Raw genomic sequence first — 14,391 nt, 5'->3', positions numbered from 1 at the left:
CACTTAAAAAACTCTCATAACTTTAACAATCAATAAACTAATATGCCTTACAGACTAGAAAAAGACTTCCAAGACTTAATCGCTAGTAACAGCAACATTCAAAAAGATATTTGCTCTATTTTAGAAATGGATTATAAAGATTTTAAGCTGTTAAGAGAGGACACTTATATCAATGGCATTACAGCAGACTTCACGCTTTTTGAAAAAAATAAAGTTAGAGCTATTATAGAGTGTAAGGGCGGGGCTATTGGGGTGAGCGAGTATGTGCGTGGTATCGGTCAAATTTTTCAATACGAATATTTTTTTGAAAATCATCTAAGCCTTAAAAATTATGGATTTTGCCACAATTTTAATAGCGTGTTGATTTTTCCTGAAAGCGTGTTAAAAAACAACGATTTTAATGTAGGGCTTTTCAAATACCCTAAAAGCAAGAAAATCTTAGAAATCAATTCGCATAATTTAGCCGTTAGGCACATCAATGATAACGAATTAGAAAAATTAAGGGAGACAAAACATAGAGATTTTAAAGTAATTTCGCCTTATTATGTGCGTGATATTAGATTTTTTGAAGTGTATTTTTTACTCCAAGTTTTAGCTATTTTTAAATTTAAAAATAAATTAGCGCATCGTAAAAATATAGAAGAAACTATTTTAAAAAAGACCAATTCTCTTAATAATGGTAATTGGTGCAATGTTTTTATCACGCTATCCACACTAGGTTTCATTGATAGCAAAAATTATCCTACAAGCACAGGTTTAGACTTTGTGAATATGAGTTATAGCGAATTTCTTGTGATGATTTTTGAAAGTTATATCAAGCCTTACTATATTGAAATTTTTAAACTTGTAGAAAACTATACGCTTAATTTAAAAAATAATGAAATTGCAGAACGCATTAAGATGAATTTTAACAACCATGAAGTCTTGTTTTTGACTGAGTCAAATTCAAGATATATTTCATCATGGCTTAATATTGCAAAAGATGATTTTGCTTTTTTTAGTTTTACTAAAAGATTAGTGCAAAGGCAATTGATCTTTAACCCTTTTACTAGCAATAAAGAAAATTTTATTAAACATATTGAAAAATACTCACTATACAATAAATATAAAGAAAGATATAAGGAAATTTTAAATGGCATATAATGTTTGTGAATTTTTTGTGGGGGCTGGTGGTTCGCATTTAGGTTTTATCCAACAAGGTTTTAAAACGCTCTATGTTAATGATATAGACAAAGACGCCCTAAAAACTTTACTCCACAACAATAAAGAATTAAAAGATGCCATCATAGATCAAACAAGCATTACAGAAATTGACCCTAAAAAATTGCAAACGCAGATAAAACAAGAGGTTGATGTTATTTTTGCTGGTATTGTGTGCAAAAGTTTTTCCTTAGCTGGGGAGCGTTCGCCTAATGATAAACGCAATTATTTTTACCGCTACTATTTGGATATAGTCAAAACCCTAAGACCAAAAATCAGCATTATAGAAAATGTAAAAGGCATGCTAAACGCTAAGATTTTGCCGCAAAATTCAGACCCTAAAATTTTACAAGAAGTGGATATTTTATACCAAGAGTTAGAAAACTATAAGGGCAAAAAAGCAGAGTTAAGAAAAAAGAATTCCATCACTAAGGAATTTGAACATTATGGCTTAAACTTACGCCAAAAGAAACAAAACTTGCAAAAGAAACTCAATGACTTAATGCATGGCGTTATAGATGACATTTTAAACATTTATGAAGAATTAGGCTATCGTGTAGAATTTAAAGTCTTAAATAGCGCATGGTATGGGAGCGCGACTAAAAGAGAAAGGTTGATTATAGTAGCTATTAGAAACGATTTACCCTTTAATTTTACATTCCCAAAACCCACCCATTTAAGCGATGAAATCAATACTAAGCTAGACTTTAAAGATTTACCCACAAGCTTTAAAAAACCTTTTTTGATTAGAGACGCTTTTAATTTGATTGATTATTCCAATTTAGACGATACAGACAATTTATCCATGCAACACAACCCTAAAACCATTGAGCGCTTTAAATACATACAAGAAGGCAAAAATATCCAAGAATGCATTGAGAGTTTGCCTAAGCATTTACAGATCTCTAAATTCTATTCTAGGGGCAATACCATGCGTTTAAAAATGGACGCCTTATCTCCTACTTTAGTGCCAGGGCATAGTAATTTCCCCTTGCACCCAACAGAGCATAGAAGTATCACTATTAGAGAAGCAGCAACCATTACCGGCTTTCCTATTTCTTACAAATTTTTTGGCTCACACACCAAGCGTTGCGAACAAGTGGGCAATGCTGTACCTGTTGCTTTATCAAGTGCGATTGCTAAAGAAGTTAAAAAATTTTTAGATAGTTTAAAATCAAAAACTATCTAAACGCCCAAAAAAGAAAGGAGATGAGTATCCTATTTATGCTGAGCTTGACATGGCTTTTAGCGATGGTAAAAATCTCTATGTTGTAGAGTGTAAGAGCGGAGAATTAAAAAATAAAAGAGTTAGTTTTGATTGTCTTTCTAGAGATCATGCAAGTCTCATTTTATTTAATTGGGATCAATCTAACTCAAACAGATTTTTCTAATCTGTCCTCTAAATTTGGCCTTAATGCCACAGAGCCGGCAACTTAAGACTCCTTTTTGGGGTTTGGGTTGAAAAGAGCCTTTTATTTTATTTTAAAGCGGTTTTTCTCCAACGCATTTTGAATCGCAATAGAGGGCGATAGATAATTGTAACGCACTAAAATTTCGGTGATTTCTTTAAAAATGGGGGCTGCAATCTTGCTAGCGTAATATTCTTCCTTGCCATGCAAGCCTAAGATAACCACGCCGATAGTAAAAACCTGCCTTTCATCTTCAGCGAACCCAAAAAAAGAGCTGTTGTAGGATTCCGCGCTATAACTCCCGTTTTTAGCAACCCTAGCCGTGCCTGTTTTGCCCCCTATGTATAGCCCTTCAAATTGAGCGTTTTTGCCTGTGCCGTAACGCACCACTTTGATTAAGGTTTCTTTCATTTTCCTAGCGCTTTTGGGGCTAATGACTTGAAAAGTGGTTTTGGGGCTAGGGATGTAAATATCGCCATTAGGGGCGGTTTCTCGTTGCACTAAATAAGGGGTAGTCAATTTGCCTTCATTAGAAAACACCGCATAAGCCCTTAAAAGCTGCAAAAAAGTCGCGTTCAACCCATAGCCATAAGAGACGCTCCCCTTTAACACTTCACGCTTGAAAGCGGACAAAGGAGGGATCTTTCCTGTGGCCTCTAATGATAAGTCAATGCCGGTTTTTTGAGAAAATCCATAGCCTAAAAGCCCGTTATAGAAATCCTCTGGATTGAGGTTTTTACTGATTTTTATCATGCCCACATTGCTAGATTGGATCAAAATGTCTTCCACAACGGCTTTTTTACTGGGGATAAAGTCGTCTTTAATGGTGTATTTTCCTAATTGGTAATAGCCATGGTTTAAATCAATGCGCTCTTTGGGGTTGATTAAATTCTTGTCTAACAGCAGGGAATAAACAATGGGTTTAATCGTGCTACCTGGCTCAAAAACCTTTTCAGCAACGCTCAAATTCAAGCTTTCATAATCGCTGGTTTTAATGGCGTTAGGATTGAAGCGCTTGCTTGAAGCTAGCGATAAAATTTCCCCGCTTTTAGGGTTAATGATACCCACTAGGATTTCTTTAGCCTTGAGTTTGTCTTTGGTTTTATCCAATAGGGTTTCAATTTCTCTTTGGAGTTTTAAAGGAACGCTCAAATACACCTCATAGCCATCAAGCCTTTCAACCTCTGTATAAGAGTGGTTTTGAATGAAATTAAAACTCACGTCTCTTTTGCCTGTTCTTATGCCATTTTGTTGGGCTTTAAGCAAGTGATCTTGAGATTTTTCAACGCCTTTTTTGCCGGTAGTTAAAGTGAGTTTGTCTTCTTCTTGTTTTTGCACATAGCCAATGATTGGCTCTAGGCTATTTTGATAAGGGTAATGCCTAGAAACGCCGCTCACTTCAATGTTTAGCCCTTGCTTTTGCCACACTTTATCGTGCGCGTCTTTGAAATTTTGGAAAACCCCAAAGGCTAAAAATTTCTTATTCAAGTCTCTAATATTAGCAGCCATATTGGGCGTGAGATCATAGGCTAGAATAATATAGCCTTTCGTATTGATGGCGTCTTTTAAGGACTTTTTAGGGATATTGCTATAAATAGAAAGGAAATCAATGAAAAAATCTTCTTTATCCGGGTTTAAAAACCTTGTATCAAAGCCCAGTTTGAAAAGGGTTTGCGAAGCGGCCAGGCTGTAGTTGTCTTGACTATAGATAGTCCCCCTAGTCGCAGTGTCTTGTTTGCTCATCACTAGAGTGGGCATGTTGGCTTGGGAAAAAAAAGCTTTTTTAAAAGCCACCATTAAAAAAATAAAAAAAAGCAATAAAAAGATTAGTGCCGTAACCATGCCCTTGTATTTTTGGGTTTCTAAAAATTGCTCTGGGTTGAAGTTGGGATCAATATTTTTATTATCCATGAACGCTTACTTGAAAATGGCGTAGCGTTGGATTTTCACAACGCATGAGAGCATGAATTTTTGATGGTAAAATCTGTTAAAATGGGGTGTAGCAACAACAAACCCTCTCTTTAAAAAGGACCAAGCGATCATTTAAAGAGAAGCCACTTAAGAGACTAGATCTGCGTTCTTAAAAGCTCTTTATAAGCGCTGATCGCTTTGTTGCGCACTTCAAGCATGAGTTTCATGCTCGTTTCGGCCTTCCCTATGGCGATAGCCGCTTGGTGTAAATCCTTGATTTGCCCTGTCGCCATATCCGCTAAGGCTTTATCAGACTGCTCTTGAGTGTTGTTAAGCTCATTGATAGATTGTTTTAAGAGTTTGGAAAACTCCCCACCTTTTTGTTCTTTAAAGGTGCTGCCTGATTCTTCTCTTTTAGTCCTGTTGTCCGTGTTAAGCTCAGAGAAAGGACTCAATAAGCTTTTATCATTGTGTATGGCTTGCATAGAACCTCCTTAAGCTCTTTTTTAAAAATTTAACTCTATTAAATATTTTATTCATTTCTGTATTCTACTGATCTTTGGCTAATACTACCTAAATTTTCTTATACTACCACAAATTGTTGAAAATCGTTCATGTTTGTAACATGCCAATCGCATTTTGCGCCATGTTTTTAGCGCTTTGAAAGGCTGCAACATTGGCCTGATAAGCTCTAGTCGCTTCCACTAAATCCGCCATTTCAACCACCGCATTCACATTGGGGTAAGCCACATAGCCTTGAGCGTTAGCGTCAGGGTGGCTCGGGTCGTATTTCATCAACGGCTCGCTATCATCGCGCACAATCTTATCCACCACCACGCTTGTAATGGGGATTAAGGGGTTGTCATCGCCTTCATCTAAGGGGTCTTCATAGGGGGTAATTTGATTGTTTTGGGTGATTTTGTGGTTTAAAATCTCATTGAAATCAAAAGCCTTAAACACCGCTTCTTGCCTCCTATAAGGGCCTCCTTCGCTCGTGCGTGTGGTGTTAGCGTTGGCGATATTAGAAGAAATCAAATTAGCCCTTAAGCGTTGGGCGGACAAACCATAACCGCTAATATCAAAAGAAGATAAAAACATGCTTTCCCTTAACTATAAATTCTTACTGGAATCAATGGCGTAATTGATCACGCCTCGATACTTTTTTAAGGCCGAACTCAAGGCTAAATACATGGTAGAGTTCTTGCCCATTTCACTCGTTTCTATGTCTAAATCCACGCTGTTGCCATCATTTTTAGCCAAATGCCCATCTCTAAAAAAAAGGCTCGCCCCATCTTTAGCGCTATTTTCAAAATCTAAATGCCTGGGGTTAGTATGGGCTAAAGGCAAAACTTTACTGGTTTGGTTTTCAAAAATTTCTGCTTTTTTCTTTGCTAAAACGCTTTCAAAATCCAAATCCTTTGGCCTGTAAAAAGGGGTATCCACATTAGCGATGTTAGAAGCGATCATATCTTGCCTTAAAGCCCTATAATCCAACGCTTTATAAACCAATCCAAACGCTTTAGAAAAATCCATACAAAACCCCTTTTTTAAACCCTTGCAAATTTGTAGCATGCAAAAAACATTCCAAAATCAGCTCGCTTTTTTCTCGCTTTTTCATTAAAGAATGCGATGAATTTCATAGCATGCTTAAAGTTGGAGCGATAAGCCAATTCGGAGCCATTATAGTGTAAAATACCCCTAAAATACCTTAAAATAACGCCTATTCAAAAACCAAAATAAGGAAATCCTAATGACTACAGACAGAAACCTGTTTTTTTGCACTTCGCTATTGATTTTTTTGGGGGTATTGATGAGCTATTCGCTCTCAACTTACACCACAGTGGTGCTGTATCATTATGGGGAATTCCATTTTTTCATACGCCAGCTTTTAAGCGCGATCATAGGGATTGTCATCATGTGGGGGTTGTCTAGGGTTGATCCTAGCAAGTGGTTTAGCCGTTTGGGGTTTTTTCTCCTTTTTGTCCCATCACTACTCATTATTGGCATGTTTTTTTTGCCAGAAAGCCTTTCCAGTAGTGCTGGGGGGGCGAAGCGTTGGATCCGTTTGGGGTTTTTTTCTCTAGCGCCTTTGGAGTTTTTAAAGATTGGTTTCACCTTTTTTCTTGCGTGGAGTTTGTCTCGCACCTTTGTGGCAAAAGAAAAGGCTAATGTTAAAGAAGAACTCATCACTTTTGTGCCTTATTCGGTGGTGTTTGTAGCCTTAGCGATTGGGGTAGGGGTTTTGCAAAACGATTTGGGGCAGATCGTTCTTTTGGGGGCGGTTTTAGCGGTGTTGTTGGTTTTTTCTGGGGGGAGTGTGCATTTGTTTGGCTTGATTGTTTCAGGGGCGTTTGCGATTAGCGTTTTAGCGATTGTTACAAGCGAACATAGGATTTTACGCCTAAAATTATGGTGGTCTAATTTGCAAAATTCGCTTTTCACGCTCTTGCCGGATAAATTAGCGAATGCTCTTAGAATAAGCGACTTGCCCGAATCCTATCAAGTCTTTCATGCAGGCAATGCCATGCATAATGGGGGGTTATTAGGGCAAGGACTTGGGCTAGGGCAAATCAAGCTTGGGTTTTTGAGCGAAGTGCATACGGACATGGTCTTAGCTGGGATCGCCGAAGAATGGGGGTTTTTGGGGCTATGCGTTTGTTTTATTTTGTTTTCTGTTTTGATTGTTTTGATTTTTAGGATCGCTAACCGCTTGAAAGAGCCAAAATATTCGCTATTTTGCGTGGGCGTGGTGCTACTCATCAGTTTTTCTTTAGTGATCAACGCCTTTGGGGTGGGCGGGATTCTTCCGGTTAAAGGTCTAGCGGTGCCGTTTTTGAGCTATGGAGGGAGTTCGCTTTTAGCGAATTGTATCGCTATAGGGCTTGTTCTAAGTCTAGCGCGATACACGAAAGGCTAAAAAATATCAGCCCTTTTTAAAAATCAGTGCCATAAAAAGGGTTCAACTTCTGCATCATTCAAATCAAAAACCACCTTATAATAATCTTTCACCATCGCATTAATATCCACGCCCTTAAACGCTTCAGGGTGGGCTTTTAAGGCAATATACAAGCTAATGAGTGGGGCTCTAGGCCCACCTATATCCATCGTGGGGAGTTTATAAACTTGCTTGTTTTTGATGGCTTTGATAGTGGAAAACTTGGGGTTGTTCAACACGTCTTCAGGCGTGAGTGGGCTTACCCACCAAATAAAGATAATCTCAGGGTTTTCTTTAACGATTTTTTCCACGCTAATATCAGCGCGCCCGAATTTGACGTATTTCAAGCCAAAATTGTCTATGCCCCCTTTTTCTAAAATGTCTGAGCTAATGGCTTGATGGCCACTAATCTTATTGGCCTTGTGGAAAAGTTCCACCCCCTTTTTCTTTTTGACATTTTTCAAACGCTCAGCAATAAAGTCCAAAGTTTCTTGCATTTTGGCGAATTTTTTAGAAGCGTCAATTTCTAAGACTGCAGCTTGAGCTTGCATGGCCTGCATGGTCTCTGCAATCGTTGTCTCTTGGAAAGAAAGAAATGATATACCAAATTTTTTCGCATGCTCTACCGCTTTAGGGTTGCCCACAAAGGTTACCACAAGATCAGGGCCAAGTTTTTTTAAAAGCTCCACATTCAATGCGGCTGTATGATCAGTGCTCATGTGTTTGACGCGTTTAAGATCTTCGCCTTTGAGAGTGGCTTTAACAATGTCGTCTTTAAAAGCGTAATCCGAAACGCCTACAACCCTATCCCAAACATTAAGCATGGCAGGCACTTCTACATAGCTCCCTATATAGGCTATTTTAGAAACAGGAAGCTTTATCGTTTGATCCCCAAAATAATCCTTGACTTTGACTTCTTGTGCTGAAGCGTTGCACACATTCAATAATAATGAAGCGACAAGCGCGCCTAAAGAATAAGAAATGAAAGCTTTTTTAAAGCGAGTAACTAACATAACGATACTTTTGTATGATTTATAAAGTGATTATAACACCATTAAGAAAATAACAATAGTAAAAATGAAACTATTTTTCATAAAATCTTAAAAGTTAAAGATAAGATAAAAATATGGAGAAGAATTTTAATTACAAGATCTATTTTAAGTGTGCGATATATTAAGGGCTAAAAAATATCAGCCCTTTTTAAAAATCAGTGCCATAAAAAGGGTTCAACTTCTGCATCATTCAAATCAAAAACCACCTTATAATAGTCTTTGACTATCGCATTAATATCCACGCCCTTAAACGCTTCAGGGTGGGCTTTTAAGGCAATATACAAGCTAATGAGTGGGGCTCTAGGCCCACCTATATCCATCGTGGGGAGTTTATAAACTTGCTTGTTTTTGATGGCTTTGATAGTGGAAAACTTGGGGTTGTTCAACACGTCTTCAGGCGTGAGTGGGCTTACCCACCAAATAAAGATAATCTCAGGGTTTTCTTTAACGATTTTTTCCACGCTAATATCAGCGCGCCCAAATTTAACATATTTCAAGCCAAAATTGTCTATGCCCCCTTTTTCTAAAATGTCTGAATCAAGGGCTTGATGGCCGCTAATCTTATTGGCTTTATGGAAAAGCTCCACCCCCTTTTTCTTTTTAACGCCCTTCAAACGCTCTTTGATAAAATCCAAAGTTTCTTGCATTTTAGCCAGTTTTTTAGAAGCATCAACCTCTAAGGCCTTAGCTTGAGCGTCAATATCTTCCATGACTTCTGCAATGGTTTTTTCTTGGAAAGAAAGGAATGATATACCAAATTTTTTCGCATGCTCTACGGCTTTAGGGTTACCCACAAAGGTTACCACAAGATCAGGGCTAAGTTTTTTTAAAAGCTCCACATTCAACGCCGCCACATGATCGCTGCTCATGGATTTAATGCGTTTAGGATCTTTGAGAGTGGCTTTAACAATATCAGATTTAAAAGCGTAATCCGAAATGCCCACGACCCTATCCCAAGTATTGAACATGGCAGGCACTTCTGCAAAGCTACCCAAGTAGATTATTTTAGAAACAGGAAGCTTTATCGTTTGCTCCCCGAAATAATCCTTGACTTTGACTTCTTGCACTGAAGCGTTAGCCACGCCTGATAACGATGAAACAATGAGCACGCCTAAAGAACAAGAGATTAAAGCTTTTTTAAAGCGAGCGATTAGCATGACAATTCCTTTCGTATGATTTATGAAGCGATTATAACACTATTAAGGAAATACAAGCAGTGAAAATGAAACTTTTTTTCACAAAATCTTAAAATTTAAAAGGAAATATCTTTTCATTAACTTTTTAAGATTATACTCTACCATGTTTCCGCTGGTTGAGTGGAAAGCATAATAAATTAAATCTATTTTAGGTTTAATTTTGATCCAACAAAATTTTAAAACACTTAAGGAGTTGTATATGTTAGTTACAAAACTTGCCCCCGATTTTAAAGCGCCTGCCGTTTTAGGAAATAACGAGGTTGATGAACACTTTGAGCTTTCCAAAAATTTAGGTAAGAGCGGTGCGATTCTTTTCTTTTGGCCAAAAGATTTTACTTTTGTATGCCCTACAGAAATCATTGCGTTTGACAAAAGAGTGAAAGACTTCCAAGAAAAAGGCTTTAATGTGATTGGCGTGTCTATTGACAGCGAACAAGTGCATTTTGCATGGAAAAACACCCCTGTAGAAAAAGGCGGTATTGGTCAAGTAACTTTCCCCATGGTGGCTGATATTACTAAGAGCATTTCTAGAGACTATGATGTGCTGTTTGAAGAAGCGATCGCTTTGAGAGGAGCTTTTTTGATTGACAAAAACATGAAAGTAAGACACGCAGTGATCAATGACTTGCCATTAGGTAGGAATGCAGACGAAATGCTTCGCATGGTAGACGCTCTCTTACACTTTGAAGAACATGGTGAAGTATGCCCAGCAGGCTGGAGAAAAGGCGATAAAGGTATGAAAGCTACCCATAAAGGCGTTGCAGAATATCTTAAAGAAAATTCCATTAACCTTTAATGGTTCAATTCGCTGTTTGATCAAGAGAAACTTCGTTTTTCTTGATTGAATCCTTTTCTTTTTATTCTTTGCCAGTTTCTAAATTTTTCGTATCGTTTTATCTTTTTATAGTTTTTGAATTAATTTTTTTTTAATAAAGGGTTTTTTATGAACATATTCAAGCGTATTATTTGCGTAACCGCTATTGTTTTAGGTTTTTTTAACCTTTTGGACGCCAAACACCACAAAGAAAAAAAAGAAGACCACAAAATCACTCGTGAGCTTAAAGTGGGCGCTAACCCTGTGCCGCATGCGCAAATCTTGCAATCAGTCGTGGACGATTTGAAAGAGAAAGGGATCAAATTAGTGATCGTGTCTTTTACCGATTATGTGTTGCCCAATTTGGCGCTCAATGACGGCTCTTTAGACGCGAATTACTTCCAGCACCGCCCTTATTTGGACAGATTTAATTTGGACAGAAAAATGCACCTTGTTGGTTTGGCCAATATCCATGTGGAGCCTTTAAGATTTTATTCTCAAAAAATCACAGACATTAAAAACCTTAAAAAAGGCTCAGTGATTGCCGTGCCAAATGATCCGGCCAATCAAGGCAGGGCGTTGATTTTACTCCATAAACAAGGCCTTATCGCTCTCAAAGACCCAAGCAATCTATACGCTACGGAGTTTGATATTGTCAAAAATCCTTACAACATTAAAATCAAGCCTTTAGAAGCCGCACTATTGCCTAAAGTTTTAGGGGATGTGGATGGGGCTATTGTAACAGGGAATTATGCCTTGCAAGCAAAACTCACCGGAGCCTTATTTTCAGAAGACAAGGACTCGCCTTATGCTAATCTTGTAGCCGCTCGTGAGGATAACGCGCAAGATGAAGCCATAAAAGCGCTGATTGAAGCCTTACAAAGTGAAAAGACTAGGAAATTCATTTTGGATACCTATAAAGGGGCGATTATCCCGGCTTTTTAAGCCATTTGGATAAAATTCATCTTTAAGATGAATGGGGTGCTTTATAGGTGCTAATCAAAAGTTCTTTTCTTATTGAGTATTAAAAACACTAAGAGCATTTTTAAAATAAAACGAAAAGAGCTTGCGCTAATCAAGCGGCAATTTCTTAAAAGCGTTATTTCTTAAAGGGGGAAATGGTACAAAATAACCTCCCCCCCTTATCCCTTTAAACCACCCAAGCAGAAATCCCAAATATCTTTAGTGTTTGGGATGAATGCTTTAGTTCCGCTAGGAACTATACTTAAATTATACTTAACATTATTTTTCACTAGTGGAATGAAACGCTTGCATTCAATGAGGTATTTTGGGTATCATTCATGGCGTGAAATTATTAACACTAGCACTAACATGATAATATTTTCACTGACACCTTTAAACAAGGTGTCGCTTTTCATTCAATTCGCAAACAACGATTATTCGTTGTATCGCACTTGCGAATAAATGCAACGAAACCTCTTCACATAAGTGTCATTAGGGTTGTGTTTCACAACATGATCAATCATTTTGCAGAACTCAATCAGTCTCATATTGTCAATTTCATCTGTGGAGCACAGCCAATGCCTAAAATTTTAATAAAGACCAGTTTTAAACAATTATTAGACTGAGTGAGTTATAGAGCGGTGAAACAAGTTTGGAAACAGGTTGGCTGGTTTTTAGCGTTTAGAGGGTAATGCGTTTTTGAAAAGATTTAGAATTTTATTAAAGATAGCCAAGCTCATAGAGTTTATTGCTCATTTTCACTAACAAGCCCCCTAGTTTTGACCCCCCTTCCCCATGTTCTACTAAAATAGTGATAGCGTATTTGGGTTTTTCATAAGGCAAAAATGCGGTAATCCACGCATGGGATCGATGGAAATATTCCATATCCTTTTCTTTCATGCGATTGACGATGTTTTGAGCGATTTCCACGACTTGCGCGGTGCCGGTTTTACACGCTAAAGTAACCTTAGAACCCCTTGTGGAATGATAAGCGGTGCCGTCTTTATGGTTACACACTTCATACATGCCCACGCGCAAGGCTTGGAGCTTCTTTTTTTGAAAACTATTTAGGGGGTCTTTGAGCGGTTGTTTATTATTGATAGCAAAATGAGGCGTTGCCAGTTTGCCTGTCGCAATGAGTCCTGTGTAGGCTAGCACTTGTAAGGGCGTGGCTAAAAAAGAGCCTTGCCCAATAGCGGTAATGAGCGTGTCCCCAACGCGCCAATCTTGATTGAAGCGTTTGAGTTTCCACAAATTATCCGGCACAATCCCCACAAATTCATTCGGCAAATCAACGCCCGTTTTTTCCCCAAAGCCCACTTCCCTTAAGGTTTTAGAGAGTTTTTCTATAGAGATTTCAAGCCCAAACTTATAAAAATACACATCCACGGACTCCCTAATGGCTTTATACAAATTAGAATTGCCATGCCCTGTTTTTTTCCAGTCCCTGAATTTGCGCTTACCCACTTCAATAAAAGGCGGGGTGGGGATAGTGGTGTTTTCTGTGATATGAAGGTTTTCTAAAAAGCTCAAGCCCACGCCCATTTTAACCACAGATCCCGGCGGATACAAGGCGTTAGCGAAGCGATTTAATAAGGGGTTATAAATATCATCTTGAAGTTTTTGCCATTTGTCTTGACTGATCCCGCCTACAAAATCGTTCAAATTGTATTCAGGGTAACTTCCTGCAACGAGCAATTCCCCATTTTCTGCGTTCATCACTAAAATCGCCCCCCTTTTATTTTCAAAGAGCTTGTCCGCTTCTTTTTGCAAGCGTTTGTCTAAACTCAATTGCAAGTGGTTGTTGGTGCTTGGCGGCACTACTTCTAAAGTGGCTAATTCCTGATTGAGCGCATTGACACGCATGATTTTATAACCCACCTTGCCTTGTAAGAGCTTGTTGTATTCTTTTTCAATGCCGGTTTTGCCCACAATCTGGCTGTATTGATTCTCTTCATCGTCTTTTAGATCTTGCAAGCTTGCCACCCCCACATAGCCTAAAACATGCGAAGCTAAAGCGTTATTAGGGTAGTAGCGTTTGTCTAAAGGCAGCACAAAAATGCCTTGAGTTTGGATGAGTTTGGTATAAAGAGGTTGCATGGTGGCATAAGGAATGAGACCCACCACTTTAATGAGGTTGTGGTTATAAAGCGAATTTTCTTTTTGGTAATTGTTTAAAAGCGTTTCTTTGGAAAAATTAGGGAAAAACTTTTGGATCATTTCAATTTTTTCTAAAAGCTCTTTTTGTTTCAATCCACTAGGCAAAAACACGCCAAACACCAATTCATTAAGGGCTAAAAACTCATGGTTTCTGTCTGTAATATTGCCCCTTGTAGGGATTAAAAATTCCTTTTTAGTCATGTTGCGTTCGGCCAGTTTTTCATAGTATTCTTGATTTTTAACGCTTAGAATAAATAAATTTAAAACCAACAACCCCCAAAACCCTATAAAAACAAAGAGTAAAAGCTTATAGCGAAGATTTTTCATACAAACCCCACAAAACGCTCTCTATGAGCGCAAAAAGAGCGAGAAAACCGATCGTCTTCAAATCCAAAGACACCGAAAAAAAGCGCGACAAATAGAGGTAATAAACCAAAAAAACATGCAAAGTTTTGAATAAAAAGCCGTCATTAAAAAGCTTTAAAGAGTTTTTATAGACGATTTGATGGTAGATTAAAAACAGCAAGGCTAAAACGCCTAAAGTCTTTAAATGCATGCTTTCAAACCAAAACAAACAACCAAACACGCTCAGGCTTGGTAGAAAATGGTCGTATTTTTTGGCATAAAACAAGAATAAAAACCCAATCATCGGGGGCAAAAAAGGCATTAAGTCTCTTAAAAGGCTATAAAAATAAAAACCAAAAATCCCTAAACATAAGAAAAAAAAGGAATCTTGTTTTAAAGAGAGCAT

At 37.9% G+C, this 14,391-nt stretch carries 13 protein-coding genes and 2 pseudogenes; 5 read left to right on the top strand and 10 right to left on the bottom strand.

What is annotated here, in order from left to right:
• The first annotated feature begins 42 nt into the window (after nt 1-42).
• Complete coding sequence (locus tag EAL04_RS00255) at nt 43-1,143, top strand: DUF5343 domain-containing protein (protein ID WP_120972447.1); 1,101 nt, start codon at nt 43-45, stop codon at nt 1,141-1,143.
• Nucleotides 1,133-2,389, top strand: a complete 1,257-nt coding sequence (locus tag EAL04_RS00250) for a DNA cytosine methyltransferase (RefSeq protein ID WP_120972445.1) — start codon at nt 1,133-1,135, stop codon at nt 2,387-2,389. Before EAL04_RS00255 ends, EAL04_RS00250 begins: the two co-directional genes overlap by 11 nt.
• A 283-nt stretch (nt 2,390-2,672) precedes the next feature.
• Here the strand turns inward: EAL04_RS00250 and EAL04_RS00240 are convergent, their stop codons facing one another.
• The 5 genes and pseudogenes from EAL04_RS00240 to flgB form a co-directional block, all read right to left on the bottom strand.
• Complete coding sequence (locus tag EAL04_RS00240; protein ID WP_120972443.1) at nt 2,673-4,520, bottom strand: peptidoglycan D,D-transpeptidase FtsI family protein; 1,848 nt, start codon at nt 4,518-4,520, stop codon at nt 2,673-2,675.
• 6 nt (nt 4,521-4,526) lie between these two features.
• Nucleotides 4,527-4,652, bottom strand: coding sequence for a hypothetical protein (locus EAL04_RS00235; RefSeq protein WP_001901144.1), 126 nt, complete (start codon nt 4,650-4,652; stop codon nt 4,527-4,529).
• 23 nt (nt 4,653-4,675) lie between these two features.
• Nucleotides 4,676-5,005: a flagellar hook-basal body complex protein FliE gene (fliE, locus tag EAL04_RS00230; protein ID WP_001147918.1), complete on the bottom strand. Its 330-nt coding sequence runs from the start codon at nt 5,003-5,005 to the stop codon at nt 4,676-4,678.
• A gap of 127 nt (nt 5,006-5,132) precedes the next feature.
• Entirely contained in the window at nt 5,133-5,618 is a 486-nt protein-coding gene (flgC, locus tag EAL04_RS00225; RefSeq protein ID WP_120972441.1) for a flagellar basal body rod protein FlgC, read from the bottom strand.
• Between the two features lie 12 nt (nt 5,619-5,630).
• Nucleotides 5,631-6,160 (bottom strand): annotated as a pseudogene (gene flgB, locus EAL04_RS00220) (flagellar basal body rod protein FlgB).
• A 110-nt stretch (nt 6,161-6,270) separates the two neighbouring features.
• On the opposite strand from flgB, the gene EAL04_RS00215 reads away from it, so the two are divergent.
• On the top strand, nt 6,271-7,437 hold the full coding sequence (locus EAL04_RS00215; protein WP_120972439.1) for an FtsW/RodA/SpoVE family cell cycle protein: 1,167 nt from the start codon (nt 6,271-6,273) through the stop codon (nt 7,435-7,437).
• 23 nt (nt 7,438-7,460) lie between these two features.
• Here EAL04_RS00215 and EAL04_RS00210 read toward each other — a convergent pair whose 3' ends face one another.
• Nucleotides 7,461-8,468: an ABC transporter substrate-binding protein gene (locus tag EAL04_RS00210; protein ID WP_120972437.1), complete on the bottom strand. Its 1,008-nt coding sequence runs from the start codon at nt 8,466-8,468 to the stop codon at nt 7,461-7,463.
• 194 nt (nt 8,469-8,662) lie between these two features.
• Nucleotides 8,663-9,664, bottom strand: coding sequence for an ABC transporter substrate-binding protein (locus EAL04_RS00205; protein ID WP_120972435.1), 1,002 nt, complete (start codon nt 9,662-9,664; stop codon nt 8,663-8,665).
• Nucleotides 9,665-9,902: 238 nt separating this feature from the next.
• On the opposite strand from EAL04_RS00205, the gene EAL04_RS00200 reads away from it, so the two are divergent.
• Both EAL04_RS00200 and EAL04_RS00195 read left to right on the top strand, forming a co-directional pair.
• Nucleotides 9,903-10,499: a peroxiredoxin gene (locus EAL04_RS00200; protein WP_000961662.1), complete on the top strand. Its 597-nt coding sequence runs from the start codon at nt 9,903-9,905 to the stop codon at nt 10,497-10,499.
• A 147-nt stretch (nt 10,500-10,646) separates the two neighbouring features.
• Nucleotides 10,647-11,462 carry a MetQ/NlpA family ABC transporter substrate-binding protein gene (locus EAL04_RS00195; protein ID WP_001020048.1) on the top strand — a complete coding sequence of 272 codons (816 nt, stop codon included), beginning with the start codon at nt 10,647-10,649 and terminating at the stop codon, nt 11,460-11,462.
• A gap of 452 nt (nt 11,463-11,914) precedes the next feature.
• On the opposite strand, the pseudogene EAL04_RS07965 reads toward EAL04_RS00195, so the two are convergent.
• The 3 genes and pseudogenes from EAL04_RS07965 to EAL04_RS00180 form a co-directional block, all read right to left on the bottom strand.
• Nucleotides 11,915-11,989 (bottom strand): annotated as a pseudogene (locus EAL04_RS07965) (sodium:calcium antiporter); the annotation flags it as partial.
• A gap of 211 nt (nt 11,990-12,200) precedes the next feature.
• Nucleotides 12,201-13,967, bottom strand: coding sequence for a penicillin-binding protein 2 (gene mrdA, locus EAL04_RS00185; protein ID WP_120972433.1), 1,767 nt, complete (start codon nt 13,965-13,967; stop codon nt 12,201-12,203).
• A complete protein-coding gene (locus EAL04_RS00180) occupies nt 13,948-14,391 on the bottom strand; it encodes a hypothetical protein (protein ID WP_120972431.1) in 444 nt (147 codons plus the stop codon). Before EAL04_RS00180 ends, mrdA begins: the two co-directional genes overlap by 20 nt.

Source organism: Helicobacter pylori, assembly GCF_003638305.1.
GTDB classification, from domain to species: domain Bacteria; phylum Campylobacterota; class Campylobacteria; order Campylobacterales; family Helicobacteraceae; genus Helicobacter; species Helicobacter pylori_DJ.
The sequence above is the reverse complement of the archived record's forward strand: the minus strand, read 5'-3'. Positions and strand labels throughout refer to the sequence as shown.

Bases quoted from the DNA above. Each gene is read 5' to 3' on its own strand.
- EAL04_RS00235 (WP_001901144.1), bottom strand. From the start codon at position 4,652: ATGATCGCTTGGTCCTTTTTAAAGAGAGGGTTTGTTGTTGCTACACCC.
- mrdA (WP_120972433.1), bottom strand. From the start codon at position 13,967: ATGAAAAATCTTCGCTATAAGCTTTTACTCTTTGTTTTTATAGGGTTT.
- EAL04_RS00200 (WP_000961662.1), top strand. From the start codon at position 9,903: ATGTTAGTTACAAAACTTGCCCCCGATTTTAAAGCGCCTGCCGTTTTA.
- fliE (WP_001147918.1), bottom strand. From the start codon at position 5,005: ATGCAAGCCATACACAATGATAAAAGCTTATTGAGTCCTTTCTCTGAG.
- EAL04_RS00215 (WP_120972439.1), top strand. From the start codon at position 6,271: ATGACTACAGACAGAAACCTGTTTTTTTGCACTTCGCTATTGATTTTT.
- EAL04_RS00195 (WP_001020048.1), top strand. From the start codon at position 10,647: ATGAACATATTCAAGCGTATTATTTGCGTAACCGCTATTGTTTTAGGT.
- EAL04_RS00250 (WP_120972445.1), top strand. From the start codon at position 1,133: ATGGCATATAATGTTTGTGAATTTTTTGTGGGGGCTGGTGGTTCGCAT.
- EAL04_RS00240 (WP_120972443.1), bottom strand. From the start codon at position 4,520: ATGGATAATAAAAATATTGATCCCAACTTCAACCCAGAGCAATTTTTA.
- EAL04_RS00255 (WP_120972447.1), top strand. From the start codon at position 43: ATGCCTTACAGACTAGAAAAAGACTTCCAAGACTTAATCGCTAGTAAC.
- EAL04_RS00180 (WP_120972431.1), bottom strand. From the start codon at position 14,391: ATGCTCTCTTTAAAACAAGATTCCTTTTTTTTCTTATGTTTAGGGATT.
- EAL04_RS00205 (WP_120972435.1), bottom strand. From the start codon at position 9,664: ATGCTAATCGCTCGCTTTAAAAAAGCTTTAATCTCTTGTTCTTTAGGC.
- flgC (WP_120972441.1), bottom strand. From the start codon at position 5,618: ATGTTTTTATCTTCTTTTGATATTAGCGGTTATGGTTTGTCCGCCCAA.
- EAL04_RS00210 (WP_120972437.1), bottom strand. From the start codon at position 8,468: ATGTTAGTTACTCGCTTTAAAAAAGCTTTCATTTCTTATTCTTTAGGC.